The 16,642-nt window shown below is 70.6% G+C and carries 16 protein-coding genes and 1 pseudogene; 15 read left to right on the top strand and 2 right to left on the bottom strand.

The window, feature by feature from the left end; translation table 11 throughout:
- Positions 1-561 carry a hypothetical protein gene (locus tag AB0I06_RS10415; RefSeq protein ID WP_363118356.1) on the bottom strand — a complete coding sequence of 187 codons (561 nt, stop codon included), beginning with the start codon at positions 559-561 and terminating at the stop codon, positions 1-3.
- Positions 562-580: 19 nt separating this feature from the next.
- A complete protein-coding gene (locus tag AB0I06_RS10410; RefSeq protein ID WP_363118355.1) occupies positions 581-2,140 on the bottom strand; it encodes a hypothetical protein in 1,560 nt (519 codons plus the stop codon).
- Positions 2,141-2,570: 430 nt separating this feature from the next.
- Between AB0I06_RS10410 and AB0I06_RS10405 the strand changes: the two genes are divergently transcribed.
- The 15 genes and pseudogenes from AB0I06_RS10405 to AB0I06_RS10335 all read left to right on the top strand — a co-directional run.
- Positions 2,571-3,404 carry a hypothetical protein gene (locus AB0I06_RS10405; protein WP_363118632.1) on the top strand — a complete coding sequence of 278 codons (834 nt, stop codon included), beginning with the start codon at positions 2,571-2,573 and terminating at the stop codon, positions 3,402-3,404.
- A 70-nt stretch (positions 3,405-3,474) separates the two neighbouring features.
- Positions 3,475-4,182, top strand: coding sequence for a Flp pilus assembly protein CpaB (gene cpaB, locus AB0I06_RS10400; RefSeq protein ID WP_363118354.1), 708 nt, complete (start codon positions 3,475-3,477; stop codon positions 4,180-4,182).
- 9 nt (positions 4,183-4,191) lie between these two features.
- On the top strand, positions 4,192-5,427 hold the full coding sequence (locus AB0I06_RS10395) for an AAA family ATPase (RefSeq protein WP_363118352.1): 1,236 nt from the start codon (positions 4,192-4,194) through the stop codon (positions 5,425-5,427).
- Entirely contained in the window at positions 5,424-5,816 is a 393-nt protein-coding gene (locus AB0I06_RS10390; RefSeq protein WP_363118351.1) for a TadE family protein, read from the top strand. The genes AB0I06_RS10395 and AB0I06_RS10390 overlap by 4 nt, the downstream gene beginning before the upstream one ends.
- On the top strand, positions 5,813-6,169 hold the full coding sequence (locus AB0I06_RS10385) for a TadE family protein (RefSeq protein WP_363118350.1): 357 nt from the start codon (positions 5,813-5,815) through the stop codon (positions 6,167-6,169). Before AB0I06_RS10390 ends, AB0I06_RS10385 begins: the two co-directional genes overlap by 4 nt.
- Before the next feature lie 25 nt (positions 6,170-6,194).
- On the top strand, positions 6,195-7,532 hold the full coding sequence (locus AB0I06_RS10380) for a CpaF family protein (RefSeq protein WP_363118349.1): 1,338 nt from the start codon (positions 6,195-6,197) through the stop codon (positions 7,530-7,532).
- Between the two features lie 9 nt (positions 7,533-7,541).
- Entirely contained in the window at positions 7,542-8,486 is a 945-nt protein-coding gene (locus AB0I06_RS10375; RefSeq protein WP_363118348.1) for a type II secretion system F family protein, read from the top strand.
- A 14-nt stretch (positions 8,487-8,500) separates the two neighbouring features.
- Complete coding sequence (locus AB0I06_RS10370; RefSeq protein WP_363118347.1) at positions 8,501-9,388, top strand: DUF5936 domain-containing protein; 888 nt, start codon at positions 8,501-8,503, stop codon at positions 9,386-9,388.
- Positions 9,389-10,505: 1,117 nt separating this feature from the next.
- Positions 10,506-11,888: an ATP-binding protein gene (locus AB0I06_RS10365; RefSeq protein WP_363118631.1), complete on the top strand. Its 1,383-nt coding sequence runs from the start codon at positions 10,506-10,508 to the stop codon at positions 11,886-11,888.
- A gap of 25 nt (positions 11,889-11,913) precedes the next feature.
- Positions 11,914-12,876: a response regulator transcription factor gene (locus AB0I06_RS10360; RefSeq protein WP_363118346.1), complete on the top strand. Its 963-nt coding sequence runs from the start codon at positions 11,914-11,916 to the stop codon at positions 12,874-12,876.
- A gap of 145 nt (positions 12,877-13,021) precedes the next feature.
- Positions 13,022-13,255 carry a hypothetical protein gene (locus AB0I06_RS10355; RefSeq protein ID WP_363118345.1) on the top strand — a complete coding sequence of 78 codons (234 nt, stop codon included), beginning with the start codon at positions 13,022-13,024 and terminating at the stop codon, positions 13,253-13,255.
- Positions 13,252-13,854 (top strand): pilus assembly protein TadG-related protein, encoded by a 603-nt coding sequence (locus tag AB0I06_RS10350; protein ID WP_363118344.1) that lies wholly within the window; start codon positions 13,252-13,254, stop codon positions 13,852-13,854. The genes AB0I06_RS10355 and AB0I06_RS10350 overlap by 4 nt, the downstream gene beginning before the upstream one ends.
- Before the next feature lie 34 nt (positions 13,855-13,888).
- Entirely contained in the window at positions 13,889-14,470 is a 582-nt protein-coding gene (locus AB0I06_RS10345; RefSeq protein WP_363118343.1) for a hypothetical protein, read from the top strand.
- A gap of 8 nt (positions 14,471-14,478) precedes the next feature.
- Positions 14,479-15,123 (top strand): OmpA family protein, encoded by a 645-nt coding sequence (locus tag AB0I06_RS10340; RefSeq protein WP_363118342.1) that lies wholly within the window; start codon positions 14,479-14,481, stop codon positions 15,121-15,123.
- Positions 15,124-15,318: 195 nt separating this feature from the next.
- Positions 15,319-16,642: pseudogene (locus tag AB0I06_RS10335) on the top strand (hypothetical protein); the annotation flags it as partial.

Below are 16,642 nucleotides of genomic sequence, written 5' to 3'. Positions count from 1 at the left end.
CTAGTGCACCTCGACCGAGTCGATGATCCGGTCGAGGTCCCCGTCCGGCAGGGCACCTCGTGCGGCGTCGATCCGGATCGCGAAGGCGGTGTCGCCGGAGTCCAGCCCGGCCAGGATGACGCCCTCGACCGGGGTGCCCTTGGCCGGACCGCCGTCCTCGCCGATCGCCTCGAACGAGAAGTCGATCCGCTTCGCCTCGTCCGTGCCGGCCAGCTCCACGTCCTTCTGTCCCTGGACCTTCGCGCCCAGCTGGATGCCCGCCTCGGCGGCGATCGCGGCCTGCTCGGCCGAGTTCGCCTCGGTGAAACCGAGCTGGACGGTGAGGACGGAGACCTTCTTCCCGCCCCGCGTACGCACCGCCGCCGCGGCGTTGTGCTTCCCGCGTTCGGCGGCGCTCTGCTCCTCGAACCCCTTCGGGTAGGACACGTCGACGCCCTTCGTCTTCAGCGTCCCCCAGCCCTCGGGCACGCCGGCCGCGCCGGAGTCGGAACTCCCGCAGCCCGTCAGGGCCACGGCGGTCGTCAGCAGGGCGGCGGCCAGGCAGGCACGGCGGGTCTTCATCGGTGGGGCTCCCGTCTCGTCAGTTCGCACAGTAGCTGTAGGGAAGGTAGGAGCGGCCGTCCCCGCGTGGGGCGCCCAGGAACTGGGCGTCGGTCAGGGTCTCCGCCTTCTTCTCCGTGCTGATCGTCATGCCCAGACTGAGCCCCAGATTCAACTCGAAGCCGTACTCGGCCGCGTTCACCTCGCCCGTGTACGTCATCCGGCTCGACCTGCCCCGGTCGAACATCAGCTGCCCGAAGGGGTCGTCCGCGCCCGGCCGGGCCGTCGGCGCGTGGTCGGCGAACATGTACTGGAAGGGCGTCGCCACCTGCTCGTTGCTGCTGTCGAGCCACTGTTCGGCCACCGCCCGGTCCCGGTCACCGGCCGGGCCGGGGTCGAAGGTGAGGGTGTTGGTGACGACCTCGATGCCGGTCCGCGAGTCGGTGCCCTTCACACCGGCGTTGCCGCCCCGCTTGTCGCCGTCCTTCTTGCCGTTGTCACCGCCGGCCTTGGCGCCGTCCTTCTGGCCGCCCTCCTCCACCGTGCGGGTCATGTCGACGCGGACCAGCTTGCCGGTCTTCTTGTCGTAGGTGACGGTGATGGTGCCCGTCTGCGTCGTGTTCGCCGTGTACTCACCGCTGAGCGGACCCGCCTCGTAGCCCACCTTGGAGCCGTACTCGACGGACGAGGAGTAGGTGTACGACTTGGTGTTCTTGTAGGCGTTGTCCGTCCAGGTCACCTCGGGGGCGTACTTGAAGGAGCCGCCGAGTGCGGCGCTGAGCTTCTTCTCGTCGCCCGCGGAGATCTTCAGGCCCGCCGACGCCGAGGCCTCCAGACCCACCTTGCCGTACGTGATCTTCCGGTTGTCGCCGAGGTGCTCCTTGATGCGGTTCTGGGTGTCCTCCTCGTCCTTGAGGGCGCCCTTGCCGAAGAGGTAGAGGATGCTGTCGCCCAGGCTCGCCTCCGCGCCGCCCGGCATGGTGCGGCGCATCTCGTACATCTGGAGCTTCTCCACGTCGTCCCGGAACCGCTGGGCCTCCTCGGGGCTCTGGAACACCCAGGTGTCGCCGTTGGTGACCTTGATGCCGAGCCCCAGCTCCACCTTGTCGGCGCCGAAGCGGCCCACCTTCATGCCCGGCTTGAAGTCCTTCTTGGCGGCGACCGACGCGGCGTCCGTGAAGGTCAGATAGACCAGCTGGTCGCTGTCGTCGACCTTGCCGTCCCCGTTCACGTCCGTCCTCGCCTTCAGACGCTGCTCCTGGAAGCCGTACTCCTTGCCGATCTCCCAGAAAAGGATCTTCGCCTTGGATCCCGCCTTGTCGGTGACCGAGGAGACCTGGCACAGCGCCGGCTCGAAGTCGGCGTCGGTGAGCGGCCGGTCCTGGCCGGTGCCGCCCGACCCGCAGTCACCGCCCCCGGCGACCCGGCAGACCTGCGCGGCGATCCTGTCGTAGAGCAGCTGCCCGACCCCGGTGGCCGACACCGCCAGCACGATCGCCGCGCTGACCACGACCATCCCCAGGTACTCGGTGCCGGTCGCCCCGCGGTCGTCGAAGACCGGTCTGCGTCCGTACGTCCGTATGCCACCCCCGTCGGCCATACGGCACCCCTCCTCGCGGCCAACCACCTCTGTGTGGACCGCGAGCGTAAGGAGGCGCCACCGCCCGGGGCGTGGGCCTCAGGACCCAAACGAAGGCCCACCGTCAACTCCGGACCCACTGGGACCACCGACCGGGACCCACTGCGACCACCGGCCCGAACCCACCGGGACCGCCGCCCGAACACCGGCCGGACACCGTCGGCGACCGGCAAGATGCTCAACCTGCCCCGTTTTGACGCCTCTTGTGCAACGACAGTTGCTATCCAGCTACACAAACGCTGTTCTCCGGCCACAGAGCCGTGGATACAGTGCTGAGGTAGTCACGCAGTGAAGTCGACACGGTGCGCCGGAGTGACACCCGGCGCTCCGACGGGCATGGGGAAACGGGGAGCTGCGCGTGCCAACTGCCATTGCCGTGACCAGCGCCGACATGGCGCTGCCGCCACAGGACGAACGGACCCTGCCCGCCGTCGTGCTCCGGGACATCGACAGCCGTCCGCTGGAGCAGGCACTCGCGGAGATGCAGGCCCTGGTCGAGCATCACGGCCATGTCATCGTGGTCTGCTCACCGGCCGCGCCCACCGCGGTGCAGCGACGGCTGCACACCCTGCGCGCCCTCATGGAGAGCGACCGCATCGCGCTGTTCCGGCCCGATCTGCCACCGCTCGGACTCGCCGTCCTGGCCCGGCAGTTACGGCAACTCGCCTCCTGCGACATCAGCCCCGGCGTGCTCGCCTCGGCCGGCCGGCTGCTCGTCCACTACATCCACGCCGGCGCGCTGCTGAACTCGGTCACCCGGCTCGACCGCGTCCCCGTCGGCCTGAAGTCGCACGCCAAGTCCTGGGTGCCGGGCAGCCAGTTCGCCGTCCTCGCCCACCCCGAGCCGCACCTCGTCAGGATCACCCCCGAAGCGTCCCTGCCCGGCCCCGAGTTCGGCACCTGGATGCTGGTCGCCAAGGGGCAGCTCCCCTCCGACTGGGTCACGGGCACCCTCGCCCCCTCCTGGAAGGCGCAGGGACTGCGCGAGGTCCCGCTCCCGGCCGAGTCACCCGGCTGGTGGGGCACCGGCAAGCTCGTCGAGTTCTGCAGCTACCTGCCCGACCTGTCCGTCCTCTATCAGCTGGTCACGTCCGTCCGGCGCGGCCAGTGCCACTGGTGCGGCATCGACGTCATCGGCGACCGCTGCGTGTTCTGCTCGGCCATGCCACCCGTCCACGACGGCCCGCCCCGCAAGCAGCTCGAGAACCGGACGGCCGTCGGGTGAGGCCTGACCCCGCCCATCAGCACTGCTCCGATCCGGCTCGACCGATATCCCCAACGAGGTTGTACGGTTCATGAACTCCCGTCAGCGCCGCGGCGTGATTCTCCTGCTCCTGTCGGTGGTCTGCGCCCTCGGCGCCTTCGCCGGCGTGCTCTCCGTCATCAGTGACGTGAAGTCGAAGGTCGGCCCCGAGGTCACCGCCTACCGGCTCAAAACCGAGGTGCCGCCCTACACCACCCTCACCACGGGCCAGTTCGAGAAGATCAAGATGCCCGAACGGTGGCTGTCCGACAACGCGGTCACCGACCTGCGGGAGATCCAGGGCAAGATCGCCGTCACCACGCTGCGCGCGGGCTCCCTGCTCCAGTCCGACATGATCGTGCGCCAGCCGGCCCTCCAGCCCGGTCAGCAGGAGGTCGCCATCATGATCGACTCTGCCACCGGTGTGGCCGGAAAGATCACGCCCGGTGCCTCGGTCAACGTCTACGCCACCTTCGAGGGCGCACGCGAGGGCGACCCCGACCAGTCGAAGATCATCGTCACCAACGCCAAGGTCCTCGACGTCGGCGAACTCACCGCGCTCAAGCCCGACGAGGGCAACCGCACCCAGCAGCCCACCGACGCCGTACCGATCACGTTCGCACTGTCCGCCCTCGACGCCCAGCGCATCACCTACGCCGAGTCGTTCGCCAAGCGGGTCCGGCTCGCCCTCGTCGCGCCCGGCAGCGACACCACCGTCCCCGAGCGGGACCGGACGTACGAACTCGCGAAAGACAAGTGAGAGGCTGCCATGCCCACGAGGATCCTCCCGGCAGTCGGTGACGCGGACGCGGTCCGCTCGGTCACGACACTGCTCAGCCAGCTACCGGACGCCGAGCCCGTCGCCCCGGTGGTCGACTCCACGCAGCTCATCGACACCCTCGCCCGGCTGGCCGCCGAGTCCGTCGACGAGCTGCCCGAGGTCGTGGTCGTGCACGAGCGGATCGGCCCCGTCCCCGCGCTGGAGCTGATCCGCGAAGTGGCCCTGCGCTTCCCGGCCGTCGGCGTCATCCTCGTCACCTCCGACGCGAGCCCCGGCCTCTTCCAGGCCGCCATGGACTACGGCGCTCGCGGCCTGGTCGCCCTCCCGCTCAGCTACGAGGAACTCGCCAGCCGCGTCCAGGCGGTCGCCCAGTGGTCCGTCGGCGTACGACGCCACCTGGGCGCCGGAGGCGACGTGTTCACCGGCGTCGGCGGCACCGTCGTCACCGTCAGCGGGGCCAAGGGCGGCGCCGGGACCACCCTGACCGCCATCCAGCTGGCCCTGGCCGCCCAGGCCTCCGGCCGCAGCACCGCCCTGGTCGACATGGACCTCCAGACCGGAGACGTCGCCTCCTACCTGGACGTGCAGTTCCGGCGCTCCGTCGTCGACCTGGCCGCCATCACCGACATCTCGCCGCGCGTCCTGGCCGACGCGGTCTTCCGCCACGACTCCGGCCTCGCCCTGCTGCTTGCCCCCGCCGAGGGCGAACGCGGCGAGGACGTCACCGACCGCGCAGCCCGGCAGATCGTCAGCGCCCTGCGCTCCCGCTACGAGATCGTCGTCATCGACTGCGGCGCCCAGCTCGGCGGCGCCGGGGCGGCGGCCGTGGAGATGGCCGACCGGGCCCTGCTGGTCACCACCCCGGACGTGGTCGCCGTACGGGGCGCCAAACGCGCCGTACGGATGTGGGACCGGCTCCAGATCCGCAAGGCCGAGGAGACCACGGTCGTCGTCAACCGGCACAGCCGCGCCACGGAGATCCAGCCGCCCCTGATCCAGAAGATCACCGGCACCGCGGTCGCCGCCACCGTCGTCCCCGCCAACTTCAAGGAACTCCAGAGCGTCGTGGACGCGGGCCGTGTCCACGAACTGGAGAGCAAGAGCTCGGTGAAACAGGCCCTGTGGGGCCTCGCCGGGGAACTGGGCCTGGTCAAGGCCGCGGACGGAACCCACAAGGGGGGCCGGGGACCGGTGAGCTTCCGACGGAGGAAGGAGGGGGGATGAGAGTGCCGCGTGCCGGACGGGAGCGGGACCGGGGCCAGGTCACCATCGAGTTCCTCGGGATGACACCGACGATCATCGTGACGCTGATCGCGCTGTGGCAGGCCGTCCTCGTCGGCTACACCTACATCCTCGCGGGCAACGCCGCGGACGAGGCCGTACGGCAGGCGACGGCGGCCGAGCCGGGGGCGCGGCAGGGCGCGTGCGAGGCGGCCGGACTGAAGCACCTGTCCGACGCGTGGCGATCCGGGGCCGAGGTGACCTGCCAAGGCTCCGGCTACGTGACGGCCGACGTGGGCCTGGAGGTTCCGGTCCTCTTCCCCGGCACGCTGTCCTTCGGGTTCACGGTCCACGGCCACGCCGGGGCGGTCGAGGAGGCGAAACCGAGATGACCGGTATCCGCAAGGGCCGCGACCGCGGCCAGGTCGCCATCGAATACATCGGCTTCCTGCCGATCCTGCTGATCGTCGCCCTGGGGGCCGTACAGCTCGGCCTGATCGCCTACACCGCCCAGCAGGCCGGCACGGCGGCCCGGACGGGGGCGCGCAGCGCGTCGCTGGACGGACCGTACGAGGCGGACTGCCGTGCGGCGGTGAGCAGTTGGCTGGCCGACCGGACCAGTTGCCTGTCGTCGCCGGGCGGGGACGAGGTGACGGTCACGGCCACCGTACAGATCCCGTCCCTCGTGCCGGGCTGGACCTTCGACCCGGCCGTCAAGACCGCCACGATGCCGCTCGACCACTGAGCGACGAGCTAGGAGCACCGCACTCATGAGCCTGCGAGCACGGATCAACACCCCCGAGGAGAACGGCAACCGGGGCGAGGACGGCCACATGGTCGCCTCCTACCGGGCCAAGCTCCTGGAGGAGATCGACCTCGCGGAGATGAGTTCGCTGGCCGCCGCCGAGCGCAGGGCCCGGCTGGAGCGGGTGCTGGGGCACATCATCAGCCGCGAGGGCCCGGTCCTGTCGACCGTGGAGCGCTCGCAGCTGATCCGCCGGGTGGTCGACGAGGCGCTCGGCCTCGGCATCCTGGAACCGCTCCTGGAGGACGCCTCCATCACGGAGATCATGGTCAACGGCCCCGACGCGATCTTCGTGGAGCGAGGCGGCCGGGTCGAGCAACTGCCCCTGCGCTTCGCCTCCAACGACCAGCTCATGCAGACGATCGAGCGGATCGTCTCCACGGTCAACCGCCGTGTGGACGAGTCCAACCCGATGGTCGACGCCCGCCTGCCCTCCGGGGAGCGCGTCAACGTCATCATCCCGCCGCTGTCGCTGACCGGCGCCACCCTCACCATCCGCCGCTTCCCGCGCTCCTTCACGCTCCAGGAGCTGATCGGCCTCGGCTCGCTCGACGAGCACATGCTGTACCTGCTGGCAGGCCTGGTGCAGGCCAAGTTCAACATCATCGTCTCGGGCGCGACCGGCACCGGCAAGACGACGCTGCTCAACGCGCTCTCCGGTCTCATCCCCGAGGGCGAACGCATCATCACCATCGAGGACTCCGCCGAACTCCAGCTCCAGCAGCCGCACGTCATCCGCCTGGAGTCACGCCCGCCGAACGTCGAGGGCAAGGGCCAGATCACCATCCGCGACCTCGTCCGCAACTCCCTGCGCATGCGCCCCGACCGGATCGTCGTCGGTGAGGTCCGCGGCGGCGAGTCCCTCGACATGCTCCAGGCCATGTCGACCGGCCACGACGGCTCGCTGGCCACCGTCCACGCCAACAACGCCGAGGACGCGCTGATGCGGCTCCAGACCCTGGCGTCCATGTCGGACGTGGAGATCCCCTTCGTGGCGCTGCACGACCAGATCAACAGCGCGGTCGACGTCATCGTGCAGCTGACGAGGTTCGCGGACGGCGCCCGCCGCATCACCGAGGTCGCGCTGATGGACAGCCACGGCAGCGACCCGTACCGCCTGGTCACGGTCGCCCGCTTCAACGCGCGGCCCATGACCTCCGACGGCCGTATCCACGGCGCTTTCGAGTACTTCCCGCTACCGCGCCGCACCGCCGACCGCCTCTACATGGCGGGCCAGCCCCTCCCGCAGGCGTTCGGCATCGCCCGGTCCGCGGACCAGCTAGCCACCCGAGAAGCCAGGTAGGACCGACCGATGGAACTGCAATCGCTCATCACGCTCACCACCGGCATCACGCTGCTGACCTGCGTCCTCGTGGTCGCCGGCCTGCACTCCTACGCCACGGGCAAGGCACAGCGGCAGGCCCTGGTCGACCGCCTGTCCGCCACCGGCCAGGTCCACACCGGCGGGCGGCGCCGCTACTTCCCCGGCATCGACCGCCGACTGCGGCGCACCAAGCTCGGCAAGAAACTGGAACTGCGCCTGGCGGCGACCGGACTGGACATCACCCCGGGCGAGTTCTTCGTCTACATGCTCGCCACGGTCGCCGGCCTGTGGCTGATCGGCCAGGCGGCCCTGGCGCCGTTCTTCGGGCCGCTGGCGGGGCTGCTCGGCATCGGGGTCGCCGTGCAGTTCCTCAACTGGCAACGCCAGAAACGCATCGAGAAGTTCATCAACCAGCTTCCCGAAATGGCCCGGATCCTCGCCAACGCCACCCAGGCCGGCCTCGCCCTGCGCACGGCGATCGGCATGGCGGCGGAGGAGATGGAGGCTCCGGCCGGCGAGGAACTGGGCAAGGTCGCCGCCCAGTTGGCGGTCGGCGCCTCGATGGACGACGCGCTGGGCGAACTGGCCGACCGCCTCCCGTCCCGCGAACTGGTCGTCCTCGTCACCACGCTGGTCCTGTCGAACCGGGCCGGCGGTCAGGTGGTGAGCGCCCTGCGCAACCTGACGGAGACGCTGGAGGAACGCAAGGAGACCCGGCGCGAGGTCCGCACCCAGCTCTCCCAGGTCAACATGACGTCGTACGCCGTCCCGGTCCTGGGCGTCGGCTCCCTCTTCCTCATGAACGGGGTGAAGGACGGCGCCCTGGACCGCATGACCGGCTCCGCCTTCGGCCAGGCGGCGGTCATCATCGCCTTCTCGCTCTACGCCGTCGGCTTCGTCCTCATCCGCCGCCTGTCCCGCATCGACGTCTGAGCCCGGAGGCAACCATGGGACTGCTCCTCGCCCTGCTGATGGGCCTCAGTGTCTGGGGCGTCTTCGCCGGCATCCGCATGTACCGCGCGGAGGCGAAACTGCCCGGCGACCTCGCCCTGGCCCTGGAGGTCGGCTCCACCCGCACCGGCGCGGTCGACTCCCTCGTCGACCGCCTGGGCATGCGCTACGCCCCCGCCGTGCTGCGCCTGATGGGCCCCAAGCAGGTGGCGAAGTACCGCCGCAAGATCGACCTCGCGGGCAACCCCGGCGGCCTGACGATCGACCGGTACGGGGCGCGACGGGCCGTCTACGGCTTCCTCGGGGCCGTGGGGTTCCTCGTCTTCCTCCTGCGCGGCCAGCTCTTCGTCGCGCTGCTCCTGCTGGCCTTCGGCGCGTTCTGGACGGAGGTCGGCATCTGGTCGGCCATCCGCATCCGCAAGGACGTCATCGAACGGACCCTGCCGGACTTCCTGGACGTCCTGGCGGTCGTGGTGAGCGCCGGACTCGGCTTCCGCCAGGCGCTGGACCGGGTCGCGTCCCGCTACGAGGGCCCCTGGGCCGACGAACTGCGCATCACCCTGCGCCAGATGGACCTCGGCATGAGCCGCCGCCAGGCCTTCACGGAACTGCGCCGCCGCAACGACTCCGAGCAGGTGGCGATGTTCGTGACAGCGCTCCAGCAGGGCGAGGAACTCGGCGCGCCGATCGTCGACACGCTGGTCTCCCTCGCCAAGGACATGCGCCGCACGGACGCGCAGAACGCCCGCCGCAAGGCGGCCCGGGCCGTCCCGAAGGCCACGATGATGATCACGACCTTCATGGTCCCGGCCACGATGCTGCTGCTCGGCGCGGGCCTGATCCTCGGCTCGGGCACGGACTTCGGCTCGGTGACGGGCAAGTGAGGAAGGGGGCGACAGCATGTCGATGACAGGGGAGCGCACGGGGCTGCTGGGGCGTCGCCGCCGCCGGGCCGAGCGGACACCGGAGATCACGACGCCACCGGCGGGGACGGTACTGCCCGCGTATGTCCGCACGGGCGCGCCGGACGTACCCGTGACCTCGGTGACCCCGGCGCTGCCACCGGGGTGGGAGGCGGCGGTGGGCGGAGAGCCGACGCTGCGGATCAAGTTGGGCGGGCGACGGAAGGCCGGGGGGCCGCGGGGGACACCCGCGGCGAACGCCCCCGCGCCGGGCCCGATGCCGACGGTCGCGGGCGACAAGCCGAGGGAACAGGCGGTGGCCGCCTCCGCGGCGGGTTCGATGCCGGTCGGGGGTGGTGCACCGGAGGATCAAACGCACGGTGAGTCGCAAGCGTCGGAGAACGGCCGCTGGGCCGCCGGTGGGGGCGCGTCCGCGCAGGGGCGGCTGGCAGCGGACGGTGGCGTGCCTGCGCGGGGGCGGTTCGTACCGGACGGTGGCGTGCCTGCGCAGGGGCGGCCGGCACTGGGCGGTGGCGTGCCTGCGCAGGGGCGGCCCGTATCGGACGGTGGCGCGTCCGCGCCGGGGCTACGGGCACCGGACGGTTCCGCGTCCCCGCAGGGGCGGCCCGCACTGGACGGTGGCGCGTCCGCGCAGGGGCGGTCCGTATCGGACGGTGGCGGGTCCGCGCAGGGGCGGCCCGTACCGGACGGTGGCGCGTTCGCGCAGGGACGGCCCGCACCCGACGGTTCCGCGTCCCCGCAGGGGCGGCCCGTACCCGATGGCGGCGCGTCCGCGCAGGGGCGGCCCGCACCGGACGGTGGCGTGCCTGCGCAGGGGCTACGGGCACCGGACGGTTCCGCGTCCCCGCAGGGGCGGCCCGCACTGGACGGCGCCGCGCCCGCGCAGGGGCGGCCCGCACTGGACGGCGCCGCGCCCGCGCAGGGGCGACCCGCACCCGACGGTTCCGCGTCCCCGCAGGGGCGGCCCGTATCCGATGGCGGCGCGTCCGTGCAGGGGCGGCCCGTACCGGACGGTGGCGTGCCTGCGCAGGGGCGACCCGCACCGGACGGTTCCGCGTCCGCGCAGGAGCGGCCCGCACTGGACGGCGCCGCGCCCGCGCAGGGGCGACCCGCACCCGACGGTTCCACGTCCCCGCAGGGACCGTCCGCACCGGACGACGACGGCGGCCCGGGTGGGGCGGTCGCGCATCGGCTCCCGGGCGAAGGCCAGGACACCGCCCAGCCCGCGGGTCCCGCGATCGACATCCAGGTCAACGCCCTCCAGGCCATGTGCCGCCAGGTCTTCGGCTTCCGCCTGGCCATGATCGCCCTGGCCACCCCCACCGCCCTCGTCAACGCGAACGAGGGCCTCCCGACCCGCCTCGTCGGCGCAGCCGTGGTCGTCACCTTCATGACCTCCTACGTCCTCTTCCGGGACTGGGAGCGCTTCGGCCCCCTCCTCCTGCGCCACCCCTCCCTCCTCGCCGTGGACACCCTCTTCGGCGCCCTGCTCCTGATCGCCGCCGGCCCAGACAGCACCCTCGCCTACGTCAGCGTCTGCACCCCGCTCCTGGCGGGCCTGGTCTACGGCTGGCGCGGTGCGGCGGTCTTCGCCTCCAGCCAGGCGCTCGTGCTGCTCCTCATCCACGCGGCACAGCAGGACCCGGCCCCCGGCATCACCGAATCCGCCCTCCTGCCCGGCCTCTGCGTCATCGCCGGAGCCGTCGGCTCCAGCCTCCGCAACCTCATGCTCCGCTTCGGCGCCGCCACCCAGGCCCTCACCACCGTCCAGGCCCGTCTCGCCGTGACAGAGGCGGTCAGTGCCGAACGCGCCCGACTGGCCCGCGAGATGCACGACTCGGTCGCGAAGACCCTGCACGGCGTGGCCCTGGCCGCCGACGGTCTGACCACCTCGGCGAACGCCGACCGCATGGACCCGGCCCTGGTGAGACAGCAAGCGGCCCTGGTCGCCCGCTCGGCCCGCCGGGCCGCCGCCGAGTCCCGCGAACTCCTGGCCGACCTGCGCCGCGAATCGGACCCCGGCCAGGGCACGGACGTTCTGGTGGAACTCGCCGCCCGGACGCGCGACTTCAGCAGCCGCACCGGCCTCCCGGCGGTCTACCGCCCCACCGGTGCCCACGCTGTCCCACCCGTCCCCCCGGCCGTGGCACGCCAGCTCCTCACCATCGCGTCGGAGGCCATGGAGAACGCCCACCGCCACGCACACCCGACCCGCGTCGACGTCCGCGCGGGCGTCCACGGCGACCTGCTCCGCATCAGCGTCCACGACGACGGCCGCGGCCTGCCGCCGGGCACCAGCCTCGAACAGCTGCGCAGGGCCGGTCATTTCGGCCTGGTCGGCATGGTCGAACGGGCCGCCTCGGTCGGCGCTCGCATCCGCATAGGCCGCGGCAGTCACCCCCAGGGCACGGAGGTCCGCCTGGAACTCCCCCTGGCCGCCCTGACCACCCCCGGCGCATGACCCCACCACTCGAGAGGAGGCCCTGATGCCGGACCACACGCCCCACCCCACCGGCGCCCCACAGCCGCCGCCGCACGACCCGTTCGCCGACCTCCCGCAGGCGGCGCAGCCGGTCCGCCGCCTCCGGGTCGTCGTGGCGGACGACAACCCCGTCGTGCGCGCCGGCCTCACCGCCCTGCTCTCCGGCCGCGCGGACATCGAGGTCGTGGCGGAGGCCGCCGACGGCCGCCAGGCCTACGAGGCCGCCCACCAACACCGCCCGGACGTCGTCCTCCTGGATGTCCGCATGCCAGGGGTGGACGGCATCTCGGCCCTGCCGCACCTGGTGCGGATCGCTCCTGTCGTGATGCTGACCTACAGCAGGGAGTCGCAGATCGTCCAGGAGGCCCTGCGCCGAGGGGCGGGCGGCTACCTGGTCCACGGCGAGTTCACGGCCGACCAGCTGGTCGACGCCGTGCGGGACATCAAGGACGGCCGGGCCCACTTCACCCCGACGGCGGCGGGCGCGCTGCTGGCCCAACTGCGCCAGGGCCAGACCCCGGCGCCGCCCCTGCCGGACGGCCTTGGTGGGTCATCGAGTGCGACTGCATACGGAATATCCGCTTCCGGGCAACCGTATATGCAGACTCAACCACCGCCACCACCAGGCAATTTCACGGGCGCCCCACCCCACTTGCCCTCCATTTCTTCAGAAAACCTTTCGCAAGTGCAACCGCATGTGGGACAGTCTTCGTCTGGGTGGACGAGTGGCCGTCCGGCCGCTCCCGACAAGTCGCGGTTCCAGCTGAGCACGAGGGAGGCGGAGATCATGGACCTCATCGCGTCCGGCATGAACAACCAGCAGATCGCCGCCACGTGCTTCATCAGCGAGAAGACCGTCAAGAACCACATCAACCGCATCTTCGCCAAGCTGCACAGCACCAGCCGCTCCGAGGCCGCCGCGAAGTGGATCGGCACGGCACCGGACACGCACCGGGGACGGGGGTGACCTCCGATGACGCGATGGGGGAACAACCCGCTGGGCCCGAGCGATTGGGCCCGCGATTGGGCCCAGGGGCCCTCTGGCGGAGGGGGCGTGTCGCCGTACGTTCCTCGTGTCGAAAACGACACAGCCGAAACCGGAGGGGAACACCATGAGCGACCTGATGCTGAAGACCGCCGTCGCGACCAAGGTCCGTGTGAACGGCTGGAAGAACACGACGGTCGAGGCGATGCAGCGCCGCGCCGGGGACAAGGGACAGACGGCGGTCGAGTACCTGGGCATCATCGCGGTGGTGGTGGCGATCGTGCTGGCGATTACGGGTACCAGCATCGGCACGACGATCCTCAACAAGATCACGACGTTGATCGGCCGGGTCGGGAATTGACGCGACCTCGCAGGTTCGGCGACGCAGGGCAGGCCTTCCCCATCTACATCACGGTGGTGGGGGGCCTGCTCTTTCTTGCGCTCGCCTACTTCGCGGTAGGTCAGGCCACGGTGAACCGGGGTGGCGCTCAGACGGCTGCTGACGCCGCGGCGCTCGCAGCGGCTCAGGACGCCCGGGAGCAGCTTGCAGGCAAGTGGGTCGAGGCAGTTCTCGATCCTGACAAGTGGCAGGACATCTTCAACGGCGACGTTCAGCTGGCGGGCGATCCGTGCTCACGCGCACATCAGCTCGCGGATCGGAACGAGGCCGATGTCCAGGGGTGTTCGGGCACGGGAGTGCCCTTGGGGTACCAGGTTCTCGTGCAGACCCGTAAGCCTATGGGCGAGTCCATAGTCCCCGCCACGGCGCAGAAGAAGTCGAGTGCCACTGCCACGGCTGTCATCGAACCTCTCTGCGAATTCAAGCCCATCGCCGAGGATGCAGGGGATGACGTACTCCCTCGCCTCACCTGCGACGGCAAGAACTGGGACCTGAAGCCGGACGATCTCACCGAGCTTCCGGAACCCGAGGATCTTTTCGACGTCCACCTGGCTGACTGAGTAGCGAACGACGAGTGATGAAGGAAGCGGAGAGATGAGCATGCGGTTCACTGAGAGGGCCCGCAGGAGGATGGTCGCGTTGACCATGGCGGCCGGACTGGCCCTGGGCGCCGCTGGCTGCGGCGGTGGTGGTGATGACGACAAGAAGCCGGATACCTCTGCCTCCGCTTCCAAGGACCGCGGCTCTGCGCCCAGTGCTCAGGAGGGCAGCTCCGAGGCGCCGCTGACCGAACTCAAGGGGAGGGACGGGCTGCTGCTTCAGATCACGTCGGCCCAGCGAGACGCGGGCGGCTTTCTCACTGTGAACGGCCAGTTCAAGAACGACGGTTCCGGTTCTGTGACCATCCCTGCCGAACTGCGCGGTGACGAGACGGAGATCCTCAAGCATGGCACGTCACTCGGCGGCGCGACGCTTGTGGACTCGAAGGGCAAGAAGCGCTACTACGTGCTGCGCGACACCGACGGTCGGCCGCTGACGACCACAGGTCTCACCACGATCGAGTCGGGACAGACTATCCCCGTCTTCATCCAGTTCCCCACACCGCCTGCGAGTACAACCGACGTCACCCTCCAGGTCCCGACGTTCTCCAGCGGCACCATCAAGATCTCCGGGTGAGGACGGCCATGAAGACCCGCACCCGAACGGCGACTCCACGGCTCGCCCTGGTCCTCACCGCCGCCGGCCTCATGGTGGCCACGAACCTCTACGGCGCCGTCTCGGCCCACGCCGACGAAACCCCCGGTGTGCCCCCCGGCACCGAGGCCTCCGCCTCCGCCCCCGTGGAGGTCGACCCCAACGACCCCGACCTCAAGATCCCCGAGGGCGCCACCCTCGCCGAACCCAAGGTCCTCGACATCAAGCAGGTCGTCGAGGACCAGAGCGGTGACGAACGGCGTGAAGACACCAATGCCGACGTCAAGTTCGCCCTCCAGGCCGAGGTCCTCTTCGGCAAGGACAGCGCGAAACTCAGCGGCGAGGCGAAGGCCCGTATCTCCACGATCGCCGAGGAGATCAAGACCCAGAACGCCACGAAGGTCCGCGTCTTCGGCTTCACGGACAACCTCGGCTCCTCCGCCCACGGCGACGTCCTGTCAAGGAAGCGGGCTGACGCCGTCCAGAACGTCCTCGACCAGGAACTGGCCGACTCCGGCGTCACGTACGAGGTGCGCGGCTACGGCGAGCAGTACCCCATCGCCGACAACTCCACGGAGACCGGCCGCAAGAAGAACCGCCGGGTCGAGGTCTCCTTTCCGCGCACGGGGAGTTGAGTGACCGAAAGTGGGCCCGGGGTTGGGGCCACGGGCCCATGCGTGACTGATCGACGTTCCTTAGCCTCGGCTCGATGTCCGTCCTGAACGGCCGTTTATCGAGCTGAGCTGAGGTCGCGCATGTCCCATGCCGGTGACTGGATACCCCCGTCCGGGACGGGGGGTGCACAGAACGCCCCGTCCTGGGAACGGCATGTGCCGTTGCCGAGGGCGCTGGGCTGGGCGCAGGTACTGCTGTGGGTGCAGTTCGCGCTGACCGTGCTGTACGTGATCACCGTGCTGTCGGTGGTCACGTACTACTCCGGCGAGATCTTCGGCATCCTGGCGTACGACTCGCTGCCCAGCGTGGCCGGCGTCTACCTGGCCCGGCGCCTGTGGCGGGGCGGGGTGTGGACGAGCCGCGCACTGATCGCCGTACAGGCATGGATCGTGTGGCTGTCTCTCGGCACGCTGCTGCACGGTGATCCGCGGGGCGTCACGCAGGCGGCGATGCCGGTGGCGGTCATCGTGCTGTTGCTCCGGGCCCGGTCGCGTGAGTGGTTCGCGACCGCTCCTGAGGACAGGGAGCCGCGGCGGGCGTTCAGCCTGGAGAGGATGATCCTCTGGCGGCGGGACGAGGGCCAGACCGCGGTCGAGTACGCGGGGCTCATCGCGGTGGTCGCGGCGATCATCGTCGCAATGTCGGTGGGCGGCCTCGGCGGGCGTATCGCGGACGGCATCCAGTCGGCGGTCTGCTCGGTGACGGGCACGGCCTGCCCCGCTCCGCAGGGCGACGGTACGGAGACGGGCGCGGCCGGGGACAACGACGCCGCGGAGCAGGGCGATTCGGACACCGGCGTCGACGGCGGCGATGGCGCGGGCCCGGACGGCGGTGCTCACGCGGACGGCGGTACGGGCGCAGACGGCGGCACGGGCACGAACGGCGATGCGGGCACCCAAGGCGACTCGGAAACCCAGGGCGACGCGGGCGGCCAGGAAGGCACGGAAGCCGACGGCCGCACCGAAGCCGGCGACGGCACGAACACAGGCACGGGCCTCGGTGGCACAGGCGGCAGCGACATCCCCGCGTCGGCCCAGCTCATCACCTACGAGGGCGCCGGTCCGAACGACACGATCCCGCTCGCTCCGGGCCCGTTCGAAGACAAGTCGCTCTGGGACGACGTACATGACCAGGAACGCCACGACAAGACCTTCATGGACCACGTCCGGGGCTTCTTCGTCGCCCCGACCAAGAGCTTCCTGGCCGACACCATGGACGTCGTCAGCGACCCGGTCGGCTCGGTCAAGGACACCTGGAACGGTCTGAAGGGCTACACCACCGACTGGTGGGGTGACAAGTCCGACGAGCTGGGCGAGAAGTGGGACAAGGGGGACTACGTCTCCTCCGTGTGGGGCTGGGTCAATTCGCCCGAGGACTTCGTCTCCGACCTGGCGACCGACACGCTGGTCGACAAGGAGAACTGGGAGAAGGGCAACTACGGCGCCTCCATCGGCAACACCGTGGTCAACGTCGTCGGCA

The sequence above is a fragment of the Streptomyces sp. NPDC050674 genome (genome assembly GCF_040654575.1).
Classification (GTDB): Bacteria; Actinomycetota; Actinomycetes; order Streptomycetales; family Streptomycetaceae; genus Streptomyces.
This window is presented reverse-complemented; position numbering and strand designations above follow the sequence as displayed.

What these genes read in the sequence shown, in the direction of transcription:
- AB0I06_RS10370 (WP_363118347.1), top strand. Translation starts at nt 8,501, where the DNA reads ATGGGACTGCTCCTCGCCCTGCTGATGGGCCTCAGTGTCTGGGGCGTC.
- AB0I06_RS10355 (WP_363118345.1), top strand. Translation starts at nt 13,022, where the DNA reads ATGAGCGACCTGATGCTGAAGACCGCCGTCGCGACCAAGGTCCGTGTG.
- AB0I06_RS10360 (WP_363118346.1), top strand. Translation starts at nt 11,914, where the DNA reads ATGCCGGACCACACGCCCCACCCCACCGGCGCCCCACAGCCGCCGCCG.
- AB0I06_RS10410 (WP_363118355.1), bottom strand. Translation starts at nt 2,140, where the DNA reads ATGGCCGACGGGGGTGGCATACGGACGTACGGACGCAGACCGGTCTTC.
- AB0I06_RS10380 (WP_363118349.1), top strand. Translation starts at nt 6,195, where the DNA reads ATGAGCCTGCGAGCACGGATCAACACCCCCGAGGAGAACGGCAACCGG.
- AB0I06_RS10395 (WP_363118352.1), top strand. Translation starts at nt 4,192, where the DNA reads ATGCCCACGAGGATCCTCCCGGCAGTCGGTGACGCGGACGCGGTCCGC.
- AB0I06_RS10375 (WP_363118348.1), top strand. Translation starts at nt 7,542, where the DNA reads ATGGAACTGCAATCGCTCATCACGCTCACCACCGGCATCACGCTGCTG.
- AB0I06_RS10415 (WP_363118356.1), bottom strand. Translation starts at nt 561, where the DNA reads ATGAAGACCCGCCGTGCCTGCCTGGCCGCCGCCCTGCTGACGACCGCC.
- AB0I06_RS10385 (WP_363118350.1), top strand. Translation starts at nt 5,813, where the DNA reads ATGACCGGTATCCGCAAGGGCCGCGACCGCGGCCAGGTCGCCATCGAA.
- AB0I06_RS10405 (WP_363118632.1), top strand. Translation starts at nt 2,571, where the DNA reads ATGGCGCTGCCGCCACAGGACGAACGGACCCTGCCCGCCGTCGTGCTC.
- AB0I06_RS10345 (WP_363118343.1), top strand. Translation starts at nt 13,889, where the DNA reads ATGAGCATGCGGTTCACTGAGAGGGCCCGCAGGAGGATGGTCGCGTTG.
- AB0I06_RS10390 (WP_363118351.1), top strand. Translation starts at nt 5,424, where the DNA reads ATGAGAGTGCCGCGTGCCGGACGGGAGCGGGACCGGGGCCAGGTCACC.
- AB0I06_RS10340 (WP_363118342.1), top strand. Translation starts at nt 14,479, where the DNA reads ATGAAGACCCGCACCCGAACGGCGACTCCACGGCTCGCCCTGGTCCTC.
- cpaB (WP_363118354.1), top strand. Translation starts at nt 3,475, where the DNA reads ATGAACTCCCGTCAGCGCCGCGGCGTGATTCTCCTGCTCCTGTCGGTG.